We start from the raw sequence: 16,615 nt of genomic DNA, 5'->3' as shown, positions 1-16,615 counted from the left end.
CTTTCTTTGGTTACCAGATGGTAAAAATCAAACCAGGCTCAAGGTAGATATCTAAACCTTGAGTCAGCAATAAATAAAAGGCGATAACAAACGGGAAAGAAGCGCCAAACAAAATCGGCTTACGTCTTTCACCAAGTAAGTAAAAGCCTGCTAGAAGGAAGAAACCGGTCGCCAACACAAATCCCAGATAAGTTAGGCCAACGCCATATAGTGCCATTAACACTAAAAATGAGATCAGCAGCTTCCAGTTGAACGTCAACACAGCACCACTTTTCTTATCCGGCTGGCCGGTGACCAACAGTAAAAGTGCTAAACCGATACCGATGTACGTCAGAATTGTCGGCAATGTGCGAGCGGTGAACGGTTCATATTCATCTCCAGGAAACAATGCGATTTGAGAAGTTTGGAAACCGTAGCCCAGACAGAAAAGTAAAAAGATCATCGCACCGACGCGATCGCGGCAGAGCAAGTTTTCTTTGGTAAAAAAATTGGTTGAACGAGACATCTTCAACTCCTAACGAAGGTAGAAAAGACCGTATATGGGCGTTAATGAGCAAGGTAATTCATTAACAATTAAGCATTTCGCTGCTAGCCGATCCGCTTATCAATCAATAAACAAAGGAGTGTGTATGCCGAAATAATTGTCGACAATGCCCATACACGGTGAAACTTAGAGTGCAAATACAGGTGGGGCTATTACCAAATCAGGTTTCATTACTGGCTTGGTATTGGAGAAATAGCCCCGTTTACTGCTACTGAAGGAAACCTAATTCGCGCATTAGATCACCCATTTGCTTCTCTTGATCTTCAAGGAACGCGAAGAAATCTTTATCCGCTTTATAGTTGTCGATCCAGCCATTACGGTCACGAACGACTTGCCATTCATCCGTTTTGTACATCTTGGTGAATGCAGAATTCCATTCGTCGATTTTCTCTTGGCTGGTTCCTGGTGCAGCGAAGAAACCACGCCAGTTAGCAAAGACAGTTTCATTGCCGTATTCAGTCAGAGTTGGAATGTTTGGCGCTGCATCTAATCGCTTAGGAGCAGTAATAGCCAGCACTTTAACTTGTCCAGATTTAGACATTTCAAGTACTTCGCCTAAGCCCGTTGAAAGGAGTTGGGTTTCGCCAGAAAGTAGCGCAGCCATCGCTTTACCGCCCGCATCGTAGCCGATGTAACGGACTTTACGTGCGTCAAAACCTTCGCCTTTAAATGCGGCCGCAATAACTAGGTGGTCCATCGAACCGCGAGCTGAGCCGCCAGCGATCTTCACTTTACGTGGGTTTTCTTCAAACGCTTTTACTGCATCTTCCCAAGAGTTATATGGCGAGTCTGCAGACGCAACAATAGCACCGTAGTCTGCAACAGTTGCAGCAACAGGGGTTAGGTCACGGAAGGATTGTGGGAAAATACCGCTAAGAGATCGTACTACGATTGGTGTTGAGTTCACCATTAGCGTGTCTTCTTGGCGATCCGCCGTTTCAATCAAGTGAGCAATGGCTTTACCGCCGCCGCCACCAGATAGGTTTTGAAATGATACGGTTTCAACGATGTCTGATTTGATTAAAACATCACCCGTACCGCGTGCTGTCATATCCCAGCCGCCACCGGCACCACCAGGAATGAGGAAATGCACTTTTTCTATATCGGCAGCAAAAGCGTTAAATGAAAATGAAGCTGCGATGATAGATGCGGCGAGCGTTGGTTTGATTACCTTTAACATGTTCACGTTCCTTATGTGAGTGACTCTATTCTGTTGATGAGTCTTATTGTTGTTTCAGCATTGAATCTGAACTTTGTTGAAAGGTTAATTAAGTGTTAACGACATGTCTGCAAAAGGTAGATAAAGAGAATATTGGGCATAGTGGGGATTTTGTTCATAAAGTTCACGCCAGAACACGCGAAGTGAACAGAAACCAACCATAATAAACGCACCAAAATAGCAAAGGAGCGAAATGATGAGAGGGACATGTTTATGTGGTGCAATTGAAGTTATTGCAGAACCAAATAATGAAGTCAGCTTATGTCATTGTTCCATGTGCCGAAAATGGACGAGCGGTGCATTTCATGCGGTGCACTGTGGCTCAGACGTCACATTTAAAGGCTCGGAACCTAAGCGTTATCAGTCTTCTGAGTGGGCAGTAAGAGGTTTCTGTGGCGAGTGTGGCTCGAACCTGTTCTACCATTTGCTGTCCAGCAATGAGTACATCTTATCTGCGGGATTGTTCGACAACCCCAATTTTAAGCTGACCTTGGAAATCTTTACCGACGAAAAACCGGGGTATTACGAACTCCATCCGGATTCCAAAACGATGACCGGGCAACAAGTCTTTGAGCAATTTGAGCCCAAAGAATGAAGTTGTAACTCAATATCTGTTTATCTACCCAAACGTAATTATTAATAATCAAATAGATAACAGTAGATTAATTGTCGACAATCAAGGTTTTCGTATGACAATTTTACCTATCATCCCGCTTATATTTCGTTTATATCCGATTTTTTAATAAGACCTTAGTCTAAAGTGTCGACAATTTACTTGATTGTCGACACTTTGATCGTTTATTTTATATTTAGGTTAAGGAATTGTAGACATTTCGGTGTCATTGATGTGAGTGCCTGAATATGAACTCTGAGTTAAAAGCTCGTTATAAAGTGATAGCTTCTGAGAAAGAACACACCAAGTCTGAAACACTGACGGAGTCTTTGATAGAAGTTATCGTAAACGGTGATGTTGCGCCGGGGAGTAAAATCTCAGAGCCAGAGCTTGCCAGGAAATATCAAGTCAGCCGAGGGCCTTTACGTGAAGCGCTGATGCGTTTGGAAGGTTTGGGTCTGATTGAACGTATCCCGCATGTTGGAGCGAGAGTCACGACCTTTTCACCAGAAAAGCTGATTGAGCTTTACTCGGTACGAGAAGCGCTAGAAGGGATGGCTGCAAGGCTTGCGGCTCGCCATATTACCCAAGAAGAGCTATTGAGCTTAGAAATGCTATTGTCGACACATTCGAAGCATATTGACCAGGTAGAAGGCTCTTCCTACTTCCACCAGCATGGTGACTTTGATTTCCACTATCGCATTATTCAGGCAAGCCGAAATAGCAAGTTGATTACTTTGTTGTGTGATGAGTTGTATCACTTACTGCGCATGTATCGTTATCAGTCACCACGTTCGCAATCTCGTCCAAACGAAGCACTCAACGAACACAAATATATTTTGGAAGCCATTCGTAATCGCGATGAAGAACTTGCAGAAATGTTAATGAGACGACACATCTCTGGGAGTCGAAAACTCATCCAATCGCAGATTATTCATACAGAAACTGAAAGTTTAGATAAAGACTAGAAGGAATTCGTCATGAGCTTAACACCGGGGGCGAAGTTCAGACTCGCCATTGAACAAAACAATCCGCTACAAATTGTCGGTACCGTTAACCCATACTGCGCCATGATGGCGAAAAACCTGGGGCATCAAGCGATTTACTTGTCTGGTGGCGGTATTGCAAATGCTTCATACGGTTTGCCAGACTTAGGCATCACCACACTCAATGACGTGTTGGTGGACGTTAACCGCATTACAAACGCCTGTGATTTGCCATTGTTGGTGGATATCGACACGGGTTTTGGTGGTGCATTCAATATCGCTCGCACGATCAAACAAATGGAAAAAGCAGGCGCGGCTGCAGTACACATGGAAGATCAGGTAGCGCAGAAACGTTGTGGTCACCGTCCAAACAAAGCGATTGTTAGCCAGCAGGAAATGGTAGACCGTGTTAAAGCGGCGGTTGATGCGCGTAACGACGAAAGTTTCGTGATTATGGCTCGTACCGATGCACTTGCGGTTGAAGGCATGGACAGCGCGATTGAACGAGCGATTGCTTGCGTGGAAGCGGGCGCGGACATGATTTTCCCAGAAGCGATGAACAAACTGGATCAATACCTACAGTTCTCAAATGCGCTTGAACAAGCTACCGGCAAACATGTTCCGATTCTGGCGAACATTACCGAGTTTGGTGCAACGCCACTTTACGGATGTGATGAGTTGGCAAAAGCGAAAGTGGACATGGTGCTTTACCCACTCAGTGCTTTCCGTGCCATGAACAAAGCCGCAGAAACGGTTTACAAGCACCTGCTAGAAGTAGGCAATCAGGAAGCGCTGGTTGATTCTATGCAGACACGTAAAGAGCTATACCAGCACCTGAATTACCACGAATACGAAGACAAACTTGACCAGCTATTCTCAGAAGGGAAATAGCGGGGAAGTAAAGAATAAACGGAAGCCCAAGAAAAATATTTGATAGAGATAATCGGAATTTATCCAATCCAATAACGTGAAAATTATCTGGTGAATAAAAACGCTCCAAAGAGAGCAAAGCCAGATAGAAAAGGAGTTCAAACAATGCCTCAAACTGAAGCAAAGAAAGCAGAGTTAGGTGGCGCAGGCCTACGTGGTCAAAGCGCTGGAAGCACAGCTTTATGTACTGTCGGTAAAACGGGAACAGGTCTTACTTATCGCGGCTACGATATTACTGACCTTGCCAATAATGCTCAATTTGAAGAAGTGGCGCACCTGCTGTTACGTGGTCACTTACCAAATCAACAAGAACTCGATGCTTACAAGACGCACCTGTTAAGTCTTCGTGGTTTGCCAACTGAGCTAAAACAAGCTCTTGAACTAATTCCTGCGACTGCGCACCCAATGGATGTAATGCGTACAGGTTGTTCAATGTTGGGTAACTTAGAGCAGGAAATGAGCTTTGAAGAGCAGCTGCAATCAACGGAGCGTATGCTTGCGCTATTCCCTGCAATGATCTGTTACTGGTACCGCTTTAGTCATGACGGTGTACGTATCGACACTGAAGATCAGACTCAAGACAGCATCGGTGGTTACTTCCTGAAACTGTTGACTGGTAAAGAGCCAACGGAACTGCACAAACAGGTTATGCACTGTTCATTGATCCTTTACGCAGAGCATGAGTTTAATGCGTCAACATTTGCTGCACGCGTTTGTGCATCAACATTGTCAGACATCCACTCTTGTATTACTGCGGCAATCGGTACGCTTCGTGGTCCACTTCACGGTGGCGCAAACGAAGCGGCGATGGAAATGATTGAAGATTGGCAGACGCCAGATGAAGCAGAAGCGAACATCATGCAAATGCTTGCTAACAAAGACAAGATCATGGGCTTTGGTCATGCGATTTATCGCGAAAGCGACCCTCGCAACGCGTTGATCAAGCGCTGGTCAGAAGAGCTGTCGAAGCAAGTGGGTGACACACACCTATATGCGGTATCTGAGCGTGTTGAATCGGTGATGAAGCGTGAGAAAGGTCTGTTCTGTAATGCGGACTTCTTCCATGCATCGGCTTACCACTTTATGGACATTCCGACCAAACTGTTCACTCCGATATTCGTGATGAGCCGTTTAACGGGTTGGGCTGCACACGTGTATGAGCAACGCGCGAACAACCGTATTATTCGCCCAAGCGCAGATTACACAGGTCCAGACCATCAAGAATGGGTGCCTATCGAAAAACGCTAGCGCGTTACTCCTTCCTCTATGCGATTCTCTCCACATGGGGGAAGGAGTATTTCTCATCACAAAGGTGACTAGAACGACTACTACATCTCAAAAACAGTTCTCCAATCAAGTCTCCAAACAACTTTTCTAGAGTAACGTTTCTAGAGTGATGGGGAGAAGGCCAAGATGTACAGATTGAATGGAAGCAAACCATGAGCACAAATATTAATACCCAATATCGTAAGTCGCTTCCGGGGACTCAACTTGATTACTTTGATGCCCGCGAAGCCGTAAATACTATTTCTCCTGGAGCCTATGAAACGCTCCCTTATACCTCACGCGTTCTTGCCGAGCAGCTTGTACGACGCTGCGATCCAAACGTTTTAACCGACAGCCTTAAACAGCTTATTGAGCGTAAGCGTGATCTCGATTTCCCTTGGTACCCAGCACGTGTCGTATGTCACGACATCTTAGGCCAGACGGCTCTGGTTGACTTGGCTGGTCTTCGCGATGCGATCGCCGATCAGGGCGGTGACCCTGCAAAAGTAAACCCAGTGGTTGAAACACAGCTTATTGTTGACCACTCACTTGCGGTAGAACACGCAGGGTTTGAGCCGGACGCATTTGAGAAAAACCGTGCGATTGAAGAGCGCCGAAATGAAGACCGATTCCACTTTATCGAGTGGTGTAAAACCGCATTTGAAAACGTCAGCGTAATCCCAGCTGGTAACGGTATCATGCACCAAATCAACCTGGAAAAAATGTCTCCAGTGGTGCAGGCGAAGCAGGGCATTGCTTACCCGGATACCTGTGTAGGTACTGACAGTCACACGCCTCACGTTGATGCGCTTGGTGTTATCGCGATTGGTGTGGGTGGTCTGGAAGCAGAAACTGTAATGCTTGGCCGACCATCGATGATGCGTCTGCCGGATATTGTCGGTGTAAAACTGACGGGTAAACGTCAACCGGGCATTACCGCAACGGATATCGTTTTGGCGATCACTGAGTTCCTGCGTAATGAGCGAGTTGTTTCTTCTTACCTTGAATTCTTTGGCGAAGGTGCACGAGACCTGACTATCGGTGACCGCGCAACCATTTCCAACATGACGCCAGAATACGGTGCAACAGCAGGTATGTTCTACATTGACGAACAGACCATCAACTACCTGAAACTGACTGGTCGTGATGAACAGCAAGTCGACTTAGTTGAGAAATACGCGAAACAAACCGGCCTTTGGGCAGATGATCTTGATACTGCGGTTTACGAGCGTGTACTTGAGTTTGATTTGTCATCAGTAAGCCGTAACATGGCTGGCCCTTCAAACCCTCACCGCCGTTTGCCTACTTCTGAGCTGGCACAACGTGGCATTTCTGGTGCTTGGGAAGAGAAAGAAGGCGAGTTGCCAGATGGCGCGGTGATCATCGCTGCGATCACATCGTGTACTAACACCAGTAATCCACGAAACGTTGTGGCTGCTGGCCTTGTCGCGAAGAAAGCCAATGAGCTTGGCCTTGTACGTAAACCTTGGGTGAAGTCATCATTTGCTCCGGGTTCTAAAGTTGCGCGTCTTTACCTGGAAGAAGCAGGCTTATTACCAGAGCTAGAAAAGCTTGGCTTTGGTATCGTCGGTTACGCATGTACCACCTGTAACGGTATGAGCGGTGCGTTGGATCCAAAAATTCAGCAAGAGATCATCGATCGCGATTTGTACGCGACAGCGGTACTGTCTGGTAACCGTAACTTTGATGGCCGAATCCACCCTTACGCGAAGCAAGCTTTCTTGGCTTCACCACCGTTGGTTGTCGCTTATGCGCTAGCGGGTACGATTCGTTTTGATATCGAGCGTGATGCGCTTGGTACTGACCAAAACGGCAAACCAATTTACCTAAATGATTTGTGGCCAAGCGACGAAGAGATCGATGCGGTAGTTGGTAAACACGTTAAACCAGAGCAGTTTAACCAAGTTTACATCCAGATGTTCAAACTGGATGACGCGGCGCAAAACTCGAATCCGCTATACGATTGGCGTCCGATGAGCACTTACATTCGTCGTCCTCCTTACTGGGAGGGTGCACTAGCGGGTGAAAGAACGCTGTCTGGCATGCGTCCTTTAGCAGTTCTGGGTGACAACATCACGACTGACCACCTATCGCCATCGAACGCGATCATGGCGAGCAGTGCGGCAGGTGAATACCTAGCGAAAATGGGCGTTCCTGAAGAGGACTTTAACTCTTACGCAACCCACCGTGGCGACCACTTAACCGCGCAACGTGCGACCTTTGCTAACCCGAAACTGTTCAACGAAATGGTGAAAGAAAACGGCGAAGTGGTACAGGGTTCTCTAGCTCGAATTGAGCCAGAAGGTCAGGTTGTTCGCATGTGGGAAGCCATTGAAACTTACATGAACCGTAAGCAACCACTGATTGTTGTAGCTGGCGCGGATTACGGTCAGGGTTCATCCCGTGACTGGGCTGCAAAAGGCGTTCGATTGGCAGGTGTAGAAGCAATCGTTGCTGAAGGCTTTGAGCGTATCCATCGCACTAACTTGGTTGGCATGGGCGTACTGCCACTGCAATTCAAACCAGGTGTTAACCGCAATACGCTAGAACTGGATGGTACTGAGCTTTACGACGTAGTTGGCGAGATTAAGCCGGGCGCTGATTTAGCCTTGGTTATCACACGCAGCAACGGCGAAAAAGTCGACGTTCCTGTTACCTGTCGCCTAGACACCGCTGATGAAGTTCACGTGTATAACGCGGGTGGCGTACTGCAGCGTTTCGCGCAAGATTTCTTGGCGCAATAAGGAGTGGTTATGGAAAACAATACTCCGAATCAAATGAGCCAAATCAAAGTGCCGGCGACGTATATGCGTGGCGGCACGAGTAAAGGGGTCTTTTTCAACCTCGAAGATTTGCCTCAAGAAGCGCAAGTGGCTGGAGCCGCGCGTGACAATCTGTTGTTACGTGTTATCGGCAGCCCTGATCCTTATGCAAAGCAAATCGACGGTATGGGTGGCGCAACCTCAAGCACCAGTAAAACGGTAATTGTTTCGCGCAGTAGCCAAGACGATCATGACGTTGATTATTTGTTTGGCCAAGTGTCGATCGATAAGCCATTCGTAGACTGGAGTGGTAACTGCGGCAATTTGTCTGCGGCAGTTGGTCCCTTCGCCATTCATGCTGGCCTGATTCCACAAGATCGCATTCCTGAAAATGGAATCGTAACTGTGCGCGTTTGGCAGGTGAACATCAGCAAAACCATCTTGATCCACGTGCCAATCGTCAATGGTTTCGTGCAAGAAACCGGCGAGTTTGAACTCGATGGCGTGACATTCCCAGCGGCAGAGATTCAAGTGGACTTTGTTGACCCGGCGGACGGTGAAGGCAGTATGTTCCCAACGGGTAACTTAGTCGATGATTTGGTGGTGCCTGATGTAGGCACCTTCAATGCCACGTTTATCAACGCGGGTATTCCGACCATTTTCATTGATGCTGAATCGATTGGCTATCAGGGTACTGAGCTACAAGATGATATCAATAACGATGACGCTGCATTGGCAATGTTTGAATCGATCCGAGCTCATGGCGCGTTAAAAATGGGTCTGATTTCTGAACTAGAAGAAGCTCAGACACGCCAGCACACACCAAAAATCGCTTTTGTATCCAAACCGAAAAGCTACCTGTCTTCAAGCGGCAAAGCGGTGAATGATTCGGATATCGATGTGCTTGTCCGCGCGTTGTCGATGGGCAAGCTTCACCATGCAATGATGGGAACAGCAGCCGTTGCTATCGCGTCTGCAGCGTGTGTGCCGGGAACGCTAGTTAACCTAGCAGCTGGTGGCGGTGAAAAAGAGTCGGTGACTTTTGGCCACCCATCAGGAACGTTAAAAGTTGGGGCACAAGCGAAGCAAACTGAACAGGGCTGGGTGGTACAAAAAGCCATCATGAGCCGAAGTGCGAGAATACTAATGGAGGGATTTGTGCGTGTACCCTCCAATGTCTTTGAATAGAGAAGCAATGTCAGGACATACTGGAGGAAGCAATATGTCTTCATACGAAAAAGAATATTTATGGGCGAAAAACGAACCGGAGAGTTTTTGGCGCGCTCAAGCGGAGAATATCGACTGGTTCGAATCTCCAAAGACCATCTTGAATACTGATGAAAACGGTATTGAGCGTTGGTTCCCAGATGGCGTGATGAACACGTCTTGGCTAGCACTGGATTACCATTGTGAACAAGGTCGAGGTGATACCGCCGCTCTTATTTATGATTCACCAGTGACAGGGAATAAAAAGACCTATACCTACACTGAGCTGCGCGATCAAGTCGCGAAAGTTGCCGGTATGTTGTCTGCTCAAGGTGTAGAAAAAGGCGACCGAGTCGTTATTTACATGCCGATGATCCCAGAAGCGGCAATGGCGATGCTTGCGTGTGCACGTTTAGGCGCGATTCACTCAGTCGTGTTTGGTGGCTTTGCACCAAATGAGCTGGCAGTGCGTATTGAAGATGCCGAGCCTAAAGTCATCATGACGGCATCGTGTGGTATCGAAATCAGCAAAATCATTCCATACAAGCCAATGGTGGACAAAGCCATCATGGATAGCCGTTGGAAGCCAGAGAAAGTGTTTGTTTTCCAGCGTCCGGAATGTGAAGCCGAGCTAAACCAAGAAAGAGATCTGGATTGGCAGCAAGAGTACAGCCAAGCACTTCCACACGCTTGTGTACCAGTACTGGCGACCGATCCGCTCTACATCCTTTACACATCAGGTACGACGGGTAAACCGAAAGGCGTGGTTCGTGACAACGGTGGCCATGCGGTAGCGCTGAAGTACTCAATGAGTGCCATTTACAATATTCCACAGGGTGGCGTGTTCTGGGCTGCATCTGATGTTGGCTGGGTAGTAGGGCACTCTTACATTGTTTACGCACCATTGATTCATGGCTGTACAACGATACTGTTTGAAGGCAAACCGGTTAGAACGCCTAATCCGGGAGCTTTCTGGCGGGTATGTGATGAGTACAAAGTAGATGCCTTGTTCTCTGCACCTACCGCATTCCGCGCGATTAAGAAAGAAGACCCGGAAGGTGAGTTTTTAAAACATTACGATCTGTCTAATCTCAAAACCATCTTTATGGCTGGTGAGCGTTTGGACCCTCCAACTCTTGAATGGGTGCAAAGCAAAGCCGACAAACCGGTTATCGATCACTGGTGGCAAACCGAAACGGGTTGGGCTATCGCGGGTAACCCAACAGGTATTGAAATGATGCCAGTTAAAGCCGGATCTTCGACAAAGCCAATTCCGGGTTATCAAGTTGAAATTCTTGATGAACTTGGTGAGCCAGTGAAAGCCAATCAGCAAGGTTTCGTTGCGCTAAAACGTCCGTTGCCGCCAAGCTGTTTACCAACCGTATGGCGTAACCATGATCGTTTTGAGACAGGTTATCTGAGCCAGTTCCCAGGCTACTATGTGTCGGGTGACGGTGGTTATCTCGACGAAGACGGCTACCTATTCATCATGGGACGTATTGATGATGTGATTAACGTCGCTGGTCACCGCCTCTCTACTGGTGAGATGGAGGAGATCGTTGGTGGTCACCCAGCCATCGCAGAATGTGCTGTAGTTGGCATTCACGATGATCTGAAAGGGCAGCTTCCACTTGGCTTTGTGGTACTGAAAGACGGCGTTAAAGTTGACGAGTTGGATCTGGAAGGTGAGTTGGTTGGAAAAGTACGTAGTGAGATCGGTGCGGTTGCCTGCTTTAAGCATGCGCTGGTCGTTGATCGCTTACCGAAAACGCGTTCAGGGAAAATCTTACGTCGAACCATTCGCCAAATTGCTGATGGTGAGAAGTACACGGTTCCATCAACCATTGACGATCCAACCAGTCTGAGTGAAATCGAGCGTGTTCTTCGTCGATAGCGTTTAATCTATTCCACGTTTAATGTTTTGCCCCTGCAATCCCTGCAGGGGCTTTTTTCTTTCCGGCGGGTGGTAATTTCAATATGGTCGCAGTAAGAATAACCAAATAACGACTTTATTGATCCTAGTGACTTGCTATCCCTCTACTTTGGTCACAAACTACAAAGGTTCAAATTTTAGTAAGCTTTTTTATGAGTGCATTTGTAATTAAATCGGCGTGTTTTGACGACATCTCTATTCTCAATGACCTTATGTTTGACTTGCATGATGAGCATCATGTTCAATCACCGGAACTGTTTAAAACGGCAGAAGAAATTGAAGAAGAGAAAAGCATCGGACGCTATATAGATAACCCAGAATGTCTGGTTTATGTCGCTGCAAAGGACGATGAAATTATAGGGTTTGTTTCTGGGCACTTCTGTGAGCTAATTTCTGTCGTCAGTAAGCCTGTGATGATGGGCAGTGTTGATGAACTGTACGTGTTGCCTGAGTTCAGAAAGCAAGGGGTCGCAAAAGCACTGCTTGATAGAATTGAATCCACTTTTATTAATTATGGCGCGAAGCAGATGTTTGTCGAAGTATGGAACTTTAATCAACAAGCGTTAGCGCTCTATGAAAAGCAGGGGTTTGGTCACCACATTCATTGCTTAAGAAAACCCATTGCTTAAGAATACGGCTGATCTTGCCTGATAAGGGCCGGTGACTCTGATTAAATCCGAACGGCCTTATTTCGGAGAACAATATGTATGTGCATTTAGTTGCATTTCATGAAGGATGGCGTATTTCCAAAACATTGCTAGAAATTATTCATTTTAAACAAATGCGCCTAATCTCAGTTGCAGAACTGAGAATTTAAACATGGAGCAGAAATTTTCCTGACATGAACCCATATAACTGTCAGAATTGCCATCGCAATTACGCATTATGTCCGGGTAATGTCAGCGTTAGATTAATTTTTTATCTCTAACTTCCCCGGTCTTATGTATCATACGCATAAGGCATCACTAAGTTTTTCAAATTCTATCAGTATCGCTGCCTTCACACGTCGGTTATTATTAAAGGTTACATTTTGTGTTGAGACAGTTATTTTTCCTCACTCTTTACTGCGTATTACTGGGTAGTTCCCCCGCTATTGCAGCGTCGTCGTCTTCAGAGTCAGTAAAAGGCGCACTATGTGTTGTGCGAGCAGATGATAAATTGGTATTGATTCACGAGATCCTAACCAATCGAATTTCTTTGCCCGGAGGCACAATAATTGAAGGCGAACAACCAAGAGCCGCTGCTCAAAGGGAAACTTGGGAAGAAACCGGATTAGTCGTAACGGTGGGCAAAGAGTTAGGCCGCACTGAGACGGCCGTTTTCTTTGACTGTGTGTCAGATTCGGAGATCATTTCTTACTCAATGATCAATTCGATGGGGGGAAATGAGCTACCAATTTGGTTTGCGCCACATTATGGTGTCGAAATTGCGTCAGCAATGTTGCTAACACCAGAACAGCTTCCCGTTTCTACTTATCGTTATCCCGCACAGTGGCAAACGGTCGTTGGTTATTTCAACGATGCGACGCATCAACCAGTGCATTACATTAATCATTTGATTGAGTCTGCTCCATCGTTTCGTCAGATCGAACTGGATTGGATGATGGAGTTACAAAACTGGGTCGGCTCATTGTCAGCAACCAGTTTTCAGACGGCTTCTCAGGCTGCCGAAATGATTTTAGAGCTCACGGCACCAACCATTTTACTGTTTTTGTTCCCGTTCGTGATGATGCGATTTGGTAGCCGGTTTGTTTTTCGACTATTTTTCGCAATTTCAGTAACGTCAGTAATGATACTTGTCGCGCAGCAGGGGTTTTCATTACCAAGACCGCATGTTTATATGCCAGTGGTCGAGCTTACACACAGCTTCGGTTTCAGTTTTCCAAGCTTGCCTATCGCAGTGTGGTGCTGTGTGCTCACTTTTCTATTCCACAAAAATGGTAACTTTGGCGTTAATGGTTCAACGGGGCTGATTATTGGTATGACGCTGCTTGTTGTGCTGGCTAAGTTCTTCCTTGGTACGGCTTTTATCTTGGATATGTTGCTGGGGGCGTTGTTGGGTATTTTGGTCGCTTGGCATATTCTGCGTTTGGAAGTAAACCCGGAGATACATGTTGATCAGTTGCTCACCTCGAAAGGAGTGTGGTTGGCTATGACGGTATTTACGGCGGTGATTTGTGTTGTTTGGCCGTTACCTGTATTTGGCAACTGGCTCGCTATTCTGATGGCGGCCTCTGTGATCGTTTTGACGTTTGATAAATCCCAAGTGCAGTTAAGTACCAGACAGGCCGTTTTTGTTATTTTGGCTTTGATATTGGCACAGCAGTTGTACCTGTATTCAGCAACGAGCGTATCGTACAGCGGCTTTTGGTCTCTGGTATTTATCACGCTGCAATATCCAATGTTGATGCTGTTATTCACGCTTCTGGTAAGAAAATTGACTCAAGCCAAGCGTTTGAAAAGCAGAGTACTGGACGTCGAATAGGACTCACTTGCAACCAGATACAATTAAGCCTCACATCTTTGTGAGGCTTTTTCGTTATTCTATTTGAATGGTTTTTCAAGTTGTACGGATTAGTACTTCACTTGATAGTTCAGAACAAACGTTCTTCCACGGCCTTTGTAATCGTAGGCTGCTGATTCGTAATGAGACGAATACACAATTTGAGCTCGCTGACCCCAGATGGTGGTGTAATCTTTATCGAACAGGTTTTGAATACCAAAGCCTAGGCTACCAACGGGAAGTTGATAGTTACCGACGAGATCAAACACGGTGTAGCCATTGAGTTCATTTTTATCGTCATCTTTGTAGTCAAACATGGTTTGGCTTTGGACTTTTACTGATAGCTCCGAGTCAACCCAACCCGCCCACGCGTTCGCTTTTGAGGTACTCGCTTCACCCGCGGTAAAGTCTTGCCAGCCGTCGTCGCCTTTGACTTCTGAGATGACATAATGACCCGATGCTCCGAGCTGAATATTGTCATTCATCCAGTAAGACGCCATCGCTTCCAGACCGTAGACACGCTTCTTGTCGTCAATTTCATCGATGAGCATGGTTGTCTTGTTATATGTCACTGACTTATCAGACTGTGAGTAATAAGCGGCGGTTTGTACATTCAGATCACCAGTATCCAGACGGTAACCAAGTTCAAAGCTGTTGGTTTTAATGCCCGACATCTTAGATTTATTTACGTTGATGCTATCGTTAAGCTGCCAGTGATCGCCAACAAGTGTGTAGTCTCCTTGTCCATAGTACTTAGCCGGGTCTGCTAGGTCGAAGCCTTGAGAGAAGTTCGCCCAAATTTGCGAATCGCTATCTAAATGATAAACCGTACCCAAGTTAAATAGGCTAACACTGTAGTCGGTTTCACCGCCCGGGACGGCATCAGCGGAAGTACCATTGCCTGCTGCTATTTTCTTCTGTTGGCTGTAGCCAATAAAATCGTCAATCTCGTTTGATATGTATTGGTAACGAATACCGCCTTCAACGGTCCAGTCATCAGTGATTGCATAATCAGTTTGCACAAATCCAGCAATGGAACTGACTTCGATACCAGGATATCGGCCAACTTTCGCGTAAGTTTTGTTGATCAGATTGCCCGAATTGTTAGCGATGGTTGGATCGTAGAGCGCTTGATTGCTGTCGAGTTTATCCTGATAAGCGTCGATGCCATAAACGATGTTTAGTCGGTCAAAGCTTTTCGCCAGCGCCGCTTTTAACGAAACAACATCGGTAATTTGTTGACCAGAAGATTGATAATAAGGTGTGTAAGTTTGGTCTTCTTTACGGTAGGAAGCTTCTGCAATCAGCTGATGTCCGAGGAACTGCTCGTCGACGTAAGAAGCGCTAATCATCATACGTTCGGTTCCATGTTCGCGGTCTGAATCAAAGCCTTTTCGCACATCAACAAAATCGCCACCGACAATGTACAGACCATAAGGCGAATCTTGTTGACTGTCATAGTACTGTGCCAAAAGATTCAGTTTCTTTGTCTCAGAAATATTAACGCCAGCGGTTGTTAGAAAATCAACGGTTTTATTAAACTGTAACGAGCCCTGTGAAATGTCCGGAGTCACAATGTCGCCATTAGCATCAAAGTAGCCTTGTGTTTCACTGTACATAACAGAAGCGCGGGCTTGAACCTTTTCACTGCCACCAGAGATGGCTTGACCTACTTTATAATCAAAATCTTCGCTGGAGTTAAAGCCTGAAGACCCACCAATAAAGGATTCAAACTCAATATCTTCGCTCTGGGATTTTTTCGTTATGATGTTAATCACGCCACCTGAAGCGCCAGCACCATACAAAGAGGTTGCCCCCGAAAGAACTTCAATGCGATCAATATTAAATGGATCAATGGAATCTAAATATCGACTGATTTGTCGGGATGATTGCAAAGAGACACCGTCAATCATGACAAGCATCTTACGTCCACGCAGGTTTTGGCCGTAATTGGTTCTTGCACCGCTGCTTACATCTAACGATGGAATGGTTGACGCCAGAATCTCACCAAGCGATTTCCCTCCACGATATTCTTGTTCGATCTGTTCGGAGTCGATATACCAAACTGTGCCCGGAATATCACTGATCGCTTTAGGAGTGCGGCTTGAAACAATGACCACTTTTTCATCAGTGACGTATTCTTCTGCTTGAGCTGCCAACACTGTACTTGCAGCGGCTACGGCAAGTGCAACAGTGGAAATCTTTAAACTTCCTTTTTTATTGTTCATTTTCTTCTCTATGTTTATCAACAAAAGGACTCTTAAATCCTCTGATAGGCTCGCTGACCTTTGATTTTGTTTTAATTAAATAAGCCTTCGTCTGTCACTGGTGAATGAAAGACAAAGCAACTTAGATTGCTACAAGTCGGGCAGATTCGATGTGGTGTTAGCGGTTAATTGAACGTCGTCAAACCGCGTAATTTCACTGCGACAACTCTTTATTCTAAATAAGAATCATTATTATTGTATTTTTGATGCAGAAATACAATATGCAAGTGCAACTTTTGTTTACGCTAGCGTTGGTTGAGTGTTTTCAGTGCGAAGCGTTGATCAAAATAAGAATGAACAAGCAAAGCTATGGGATGAGTAAAAGAGCCTGTACACAGTTAGTCAGGCTCTACGGAATGTTTAGCT

12 protein-coding genes are annotated in these 16,615 nt (G+C 46.0%); 9 read left to right on the top strand and 3 right to left on the bottom strand.

Annotated elements, in window-relative coordinates; translation table 11 throughout:
- Positions 1-10: 10 nt before the first annotated feature.
- Both VER99_RS07835 and VER99_RS07830 read right to left on the bottom strand, forming a co-directional pair.
- On the bottom strand, positions 11-505 hold the full coding sequence (locus tag VER99_RS07835) for a tripartite tricarboxylate transporter TctB family protein (RefSeq protein WP_020336343.1): 495 nt from the start codon (positions 503-505) through the stop codon (positions 11-13).
- Positions 506-752: 247 nt separating this feature from the next.
- Positions 753-1,724: a tripartite tricarboxylate transporter substrate binding protein gene (locus tag VER99_RS07830; protein WP_014231940.1), complete on the bottom strand. Its 972-nt coding sequence runs from the start codon at positions 1,722-1,724 to the stop codon at positions 753-755.
- A 235-nt stretch (positions 1,725-1,959) separates the two neighbouring features.
- On the opposite strand from VER99_RS07830, the gene VER99_RS07825 reads away from it, so the two are divergent.
- From VER99_RS07825 to VER99_RS07785, 9 genes are all read left to right on the top strand, one after another.
- Entirely contained in the window at positions 1,960-2,358 is a 399-nt protein-coding gene (locus VER99_RS07825) for a GFA family protein (protein ID WP_020336342.1), read from the top strand.
- A gap of 266 nt (positions 2,359-2,624) precedes the next feature.
- Positions 2,625-3,344 carry a GntR family transcriptional regulator gene (locus tag VER99_RS07820; RefSeq protein WP_014231938.1) on the top strand — a complete coding sequence of 240 codons (720 nt, stop codon included), beginning with the start codon at positions 2,625-2,627 and terminating at the stop codon, positions 3,342-3,344.
- Positions 3,345-3,356: 12 nt separating this feature from the next.
- Positions 3,357-4,253: a methylisocitrate lyase gene (gene prpB, locus VER99_RS07815; protein ID WP_014231937.1), complete on the top strand. Its 897-nt coding sequence runs from the start codon at positions 3,357-3,359 to the stop codon at positions 4,251-4,253.
- Between the two features lie 144 nt (positions 4,254-4,397).
- On the top strand, positions 4,398-5,540 hold the full coding sequence (gene prpC / locus VER99_RS07810; RefSeq protein ID WP_020336340.1) for a bifunctional 2-methylcitrate synthase/citrate synthase: 1,143 nt from the start codon (positions 4,398-4,400) through the stop codon (positions 5,538-5,540).
- 191 nt (positions 5,541-5,731) lie between these two features.
- Complete coding sequence (gene acnD, locus VER99_RS07805) at positions 5,732-8,323, top strand: Fe/S-dependent 2-methylisocitrate dehydratase AcnD (RefSeq protein ID WP_020336339.1); 2,592 nt, start codon at positions 5,732-5,734, stop codon at positions 8,321-8,323.
- A 9-nt stretch (positions 8,324-8,332) separates the two neighbouring features.
- On the top strand, positions 8,333-9,529 hold the full coding sequence (gene prpF / locus VER99_RS07800) for a 2-methylaconitate cis-trans isomerase PrpF (RefSeq protein WP_020336338.1): 1,197 nt from the start codon (positions 8,333-8,335) through the stop codon (positions 9,527-9,529).
- A gap of 34 nt (positions 9,530-9,563) precedes the next feature.
- On the top strand, positions 9,564-11,441 hold the full coding sequence (locus VER99_RS07795; RefSeq protein WP_020336337.1) for a propionyl-CoA synthetase: 1,878 nt from the start codon (positions 9,564-9,566) through the stop codon (positions 11,439-11,441).
- A gap of 191 nt (positions 11,442-11,632) precedes the next feature.
- Positions 11,633-12,109 carry a GNAT family N-acetyltransferase gene (locus tag VER99_RS07790; protein WP_020336336.1) on the top strand — a complete coding sequence of 159 codons (477 nt, stop codon included), beginning with the start codon at positions 11,633-11,635 and terminating at the stop codon, positions 12,107-12,109.
- A gap of 403 nt (positions 12,110-12,512) precedes the next feature.
- Positions 12,513-13,964: a bifunctional NUDIX hydrolase/phosphatase PAP2 family protein gene (locus VER99_RS07785; RefSeq protein WP_024372960.1), complete on the top strand. Its 1,452-nt coding sequence runs from the start codon at positions 12,513-12,515 to the stop codon at positions 13,962-13,964.
- Between the two features lie 89 nt (positions 13,965-14,053).
- Here the strand turns inward: VER99_RS07785 and VER99_RS07780 are convergent, their stop codons facing one another.
- Positions 14,054-16,210, bottom strand: coding sequence for a TonB-dependent receptor (locus VER99_RS07780; RefSeq protein WP_020336334.1), 2,157 nt, complete (start codon positions 16,208-16,210; stop codon positions 14,054-14,056).
- Positions 16,211-16,615: the final 405 nt, after the last annotated feature.

The sequence above is a fragment of the Vibrio natriegens NBRC 15636 = ATCC 14048 = DSM 759 genome (assembly GCF_035621455.1).
GTDB lineage: Bacteria > Pseudomonadota > Gammaproteobacteria > Enterobacterales > Vibrionaceae > Vibrio > Vibrio natriegens.
This window is presented reverse-complemented; position numbering and strand designations above follow the sequence as displayed.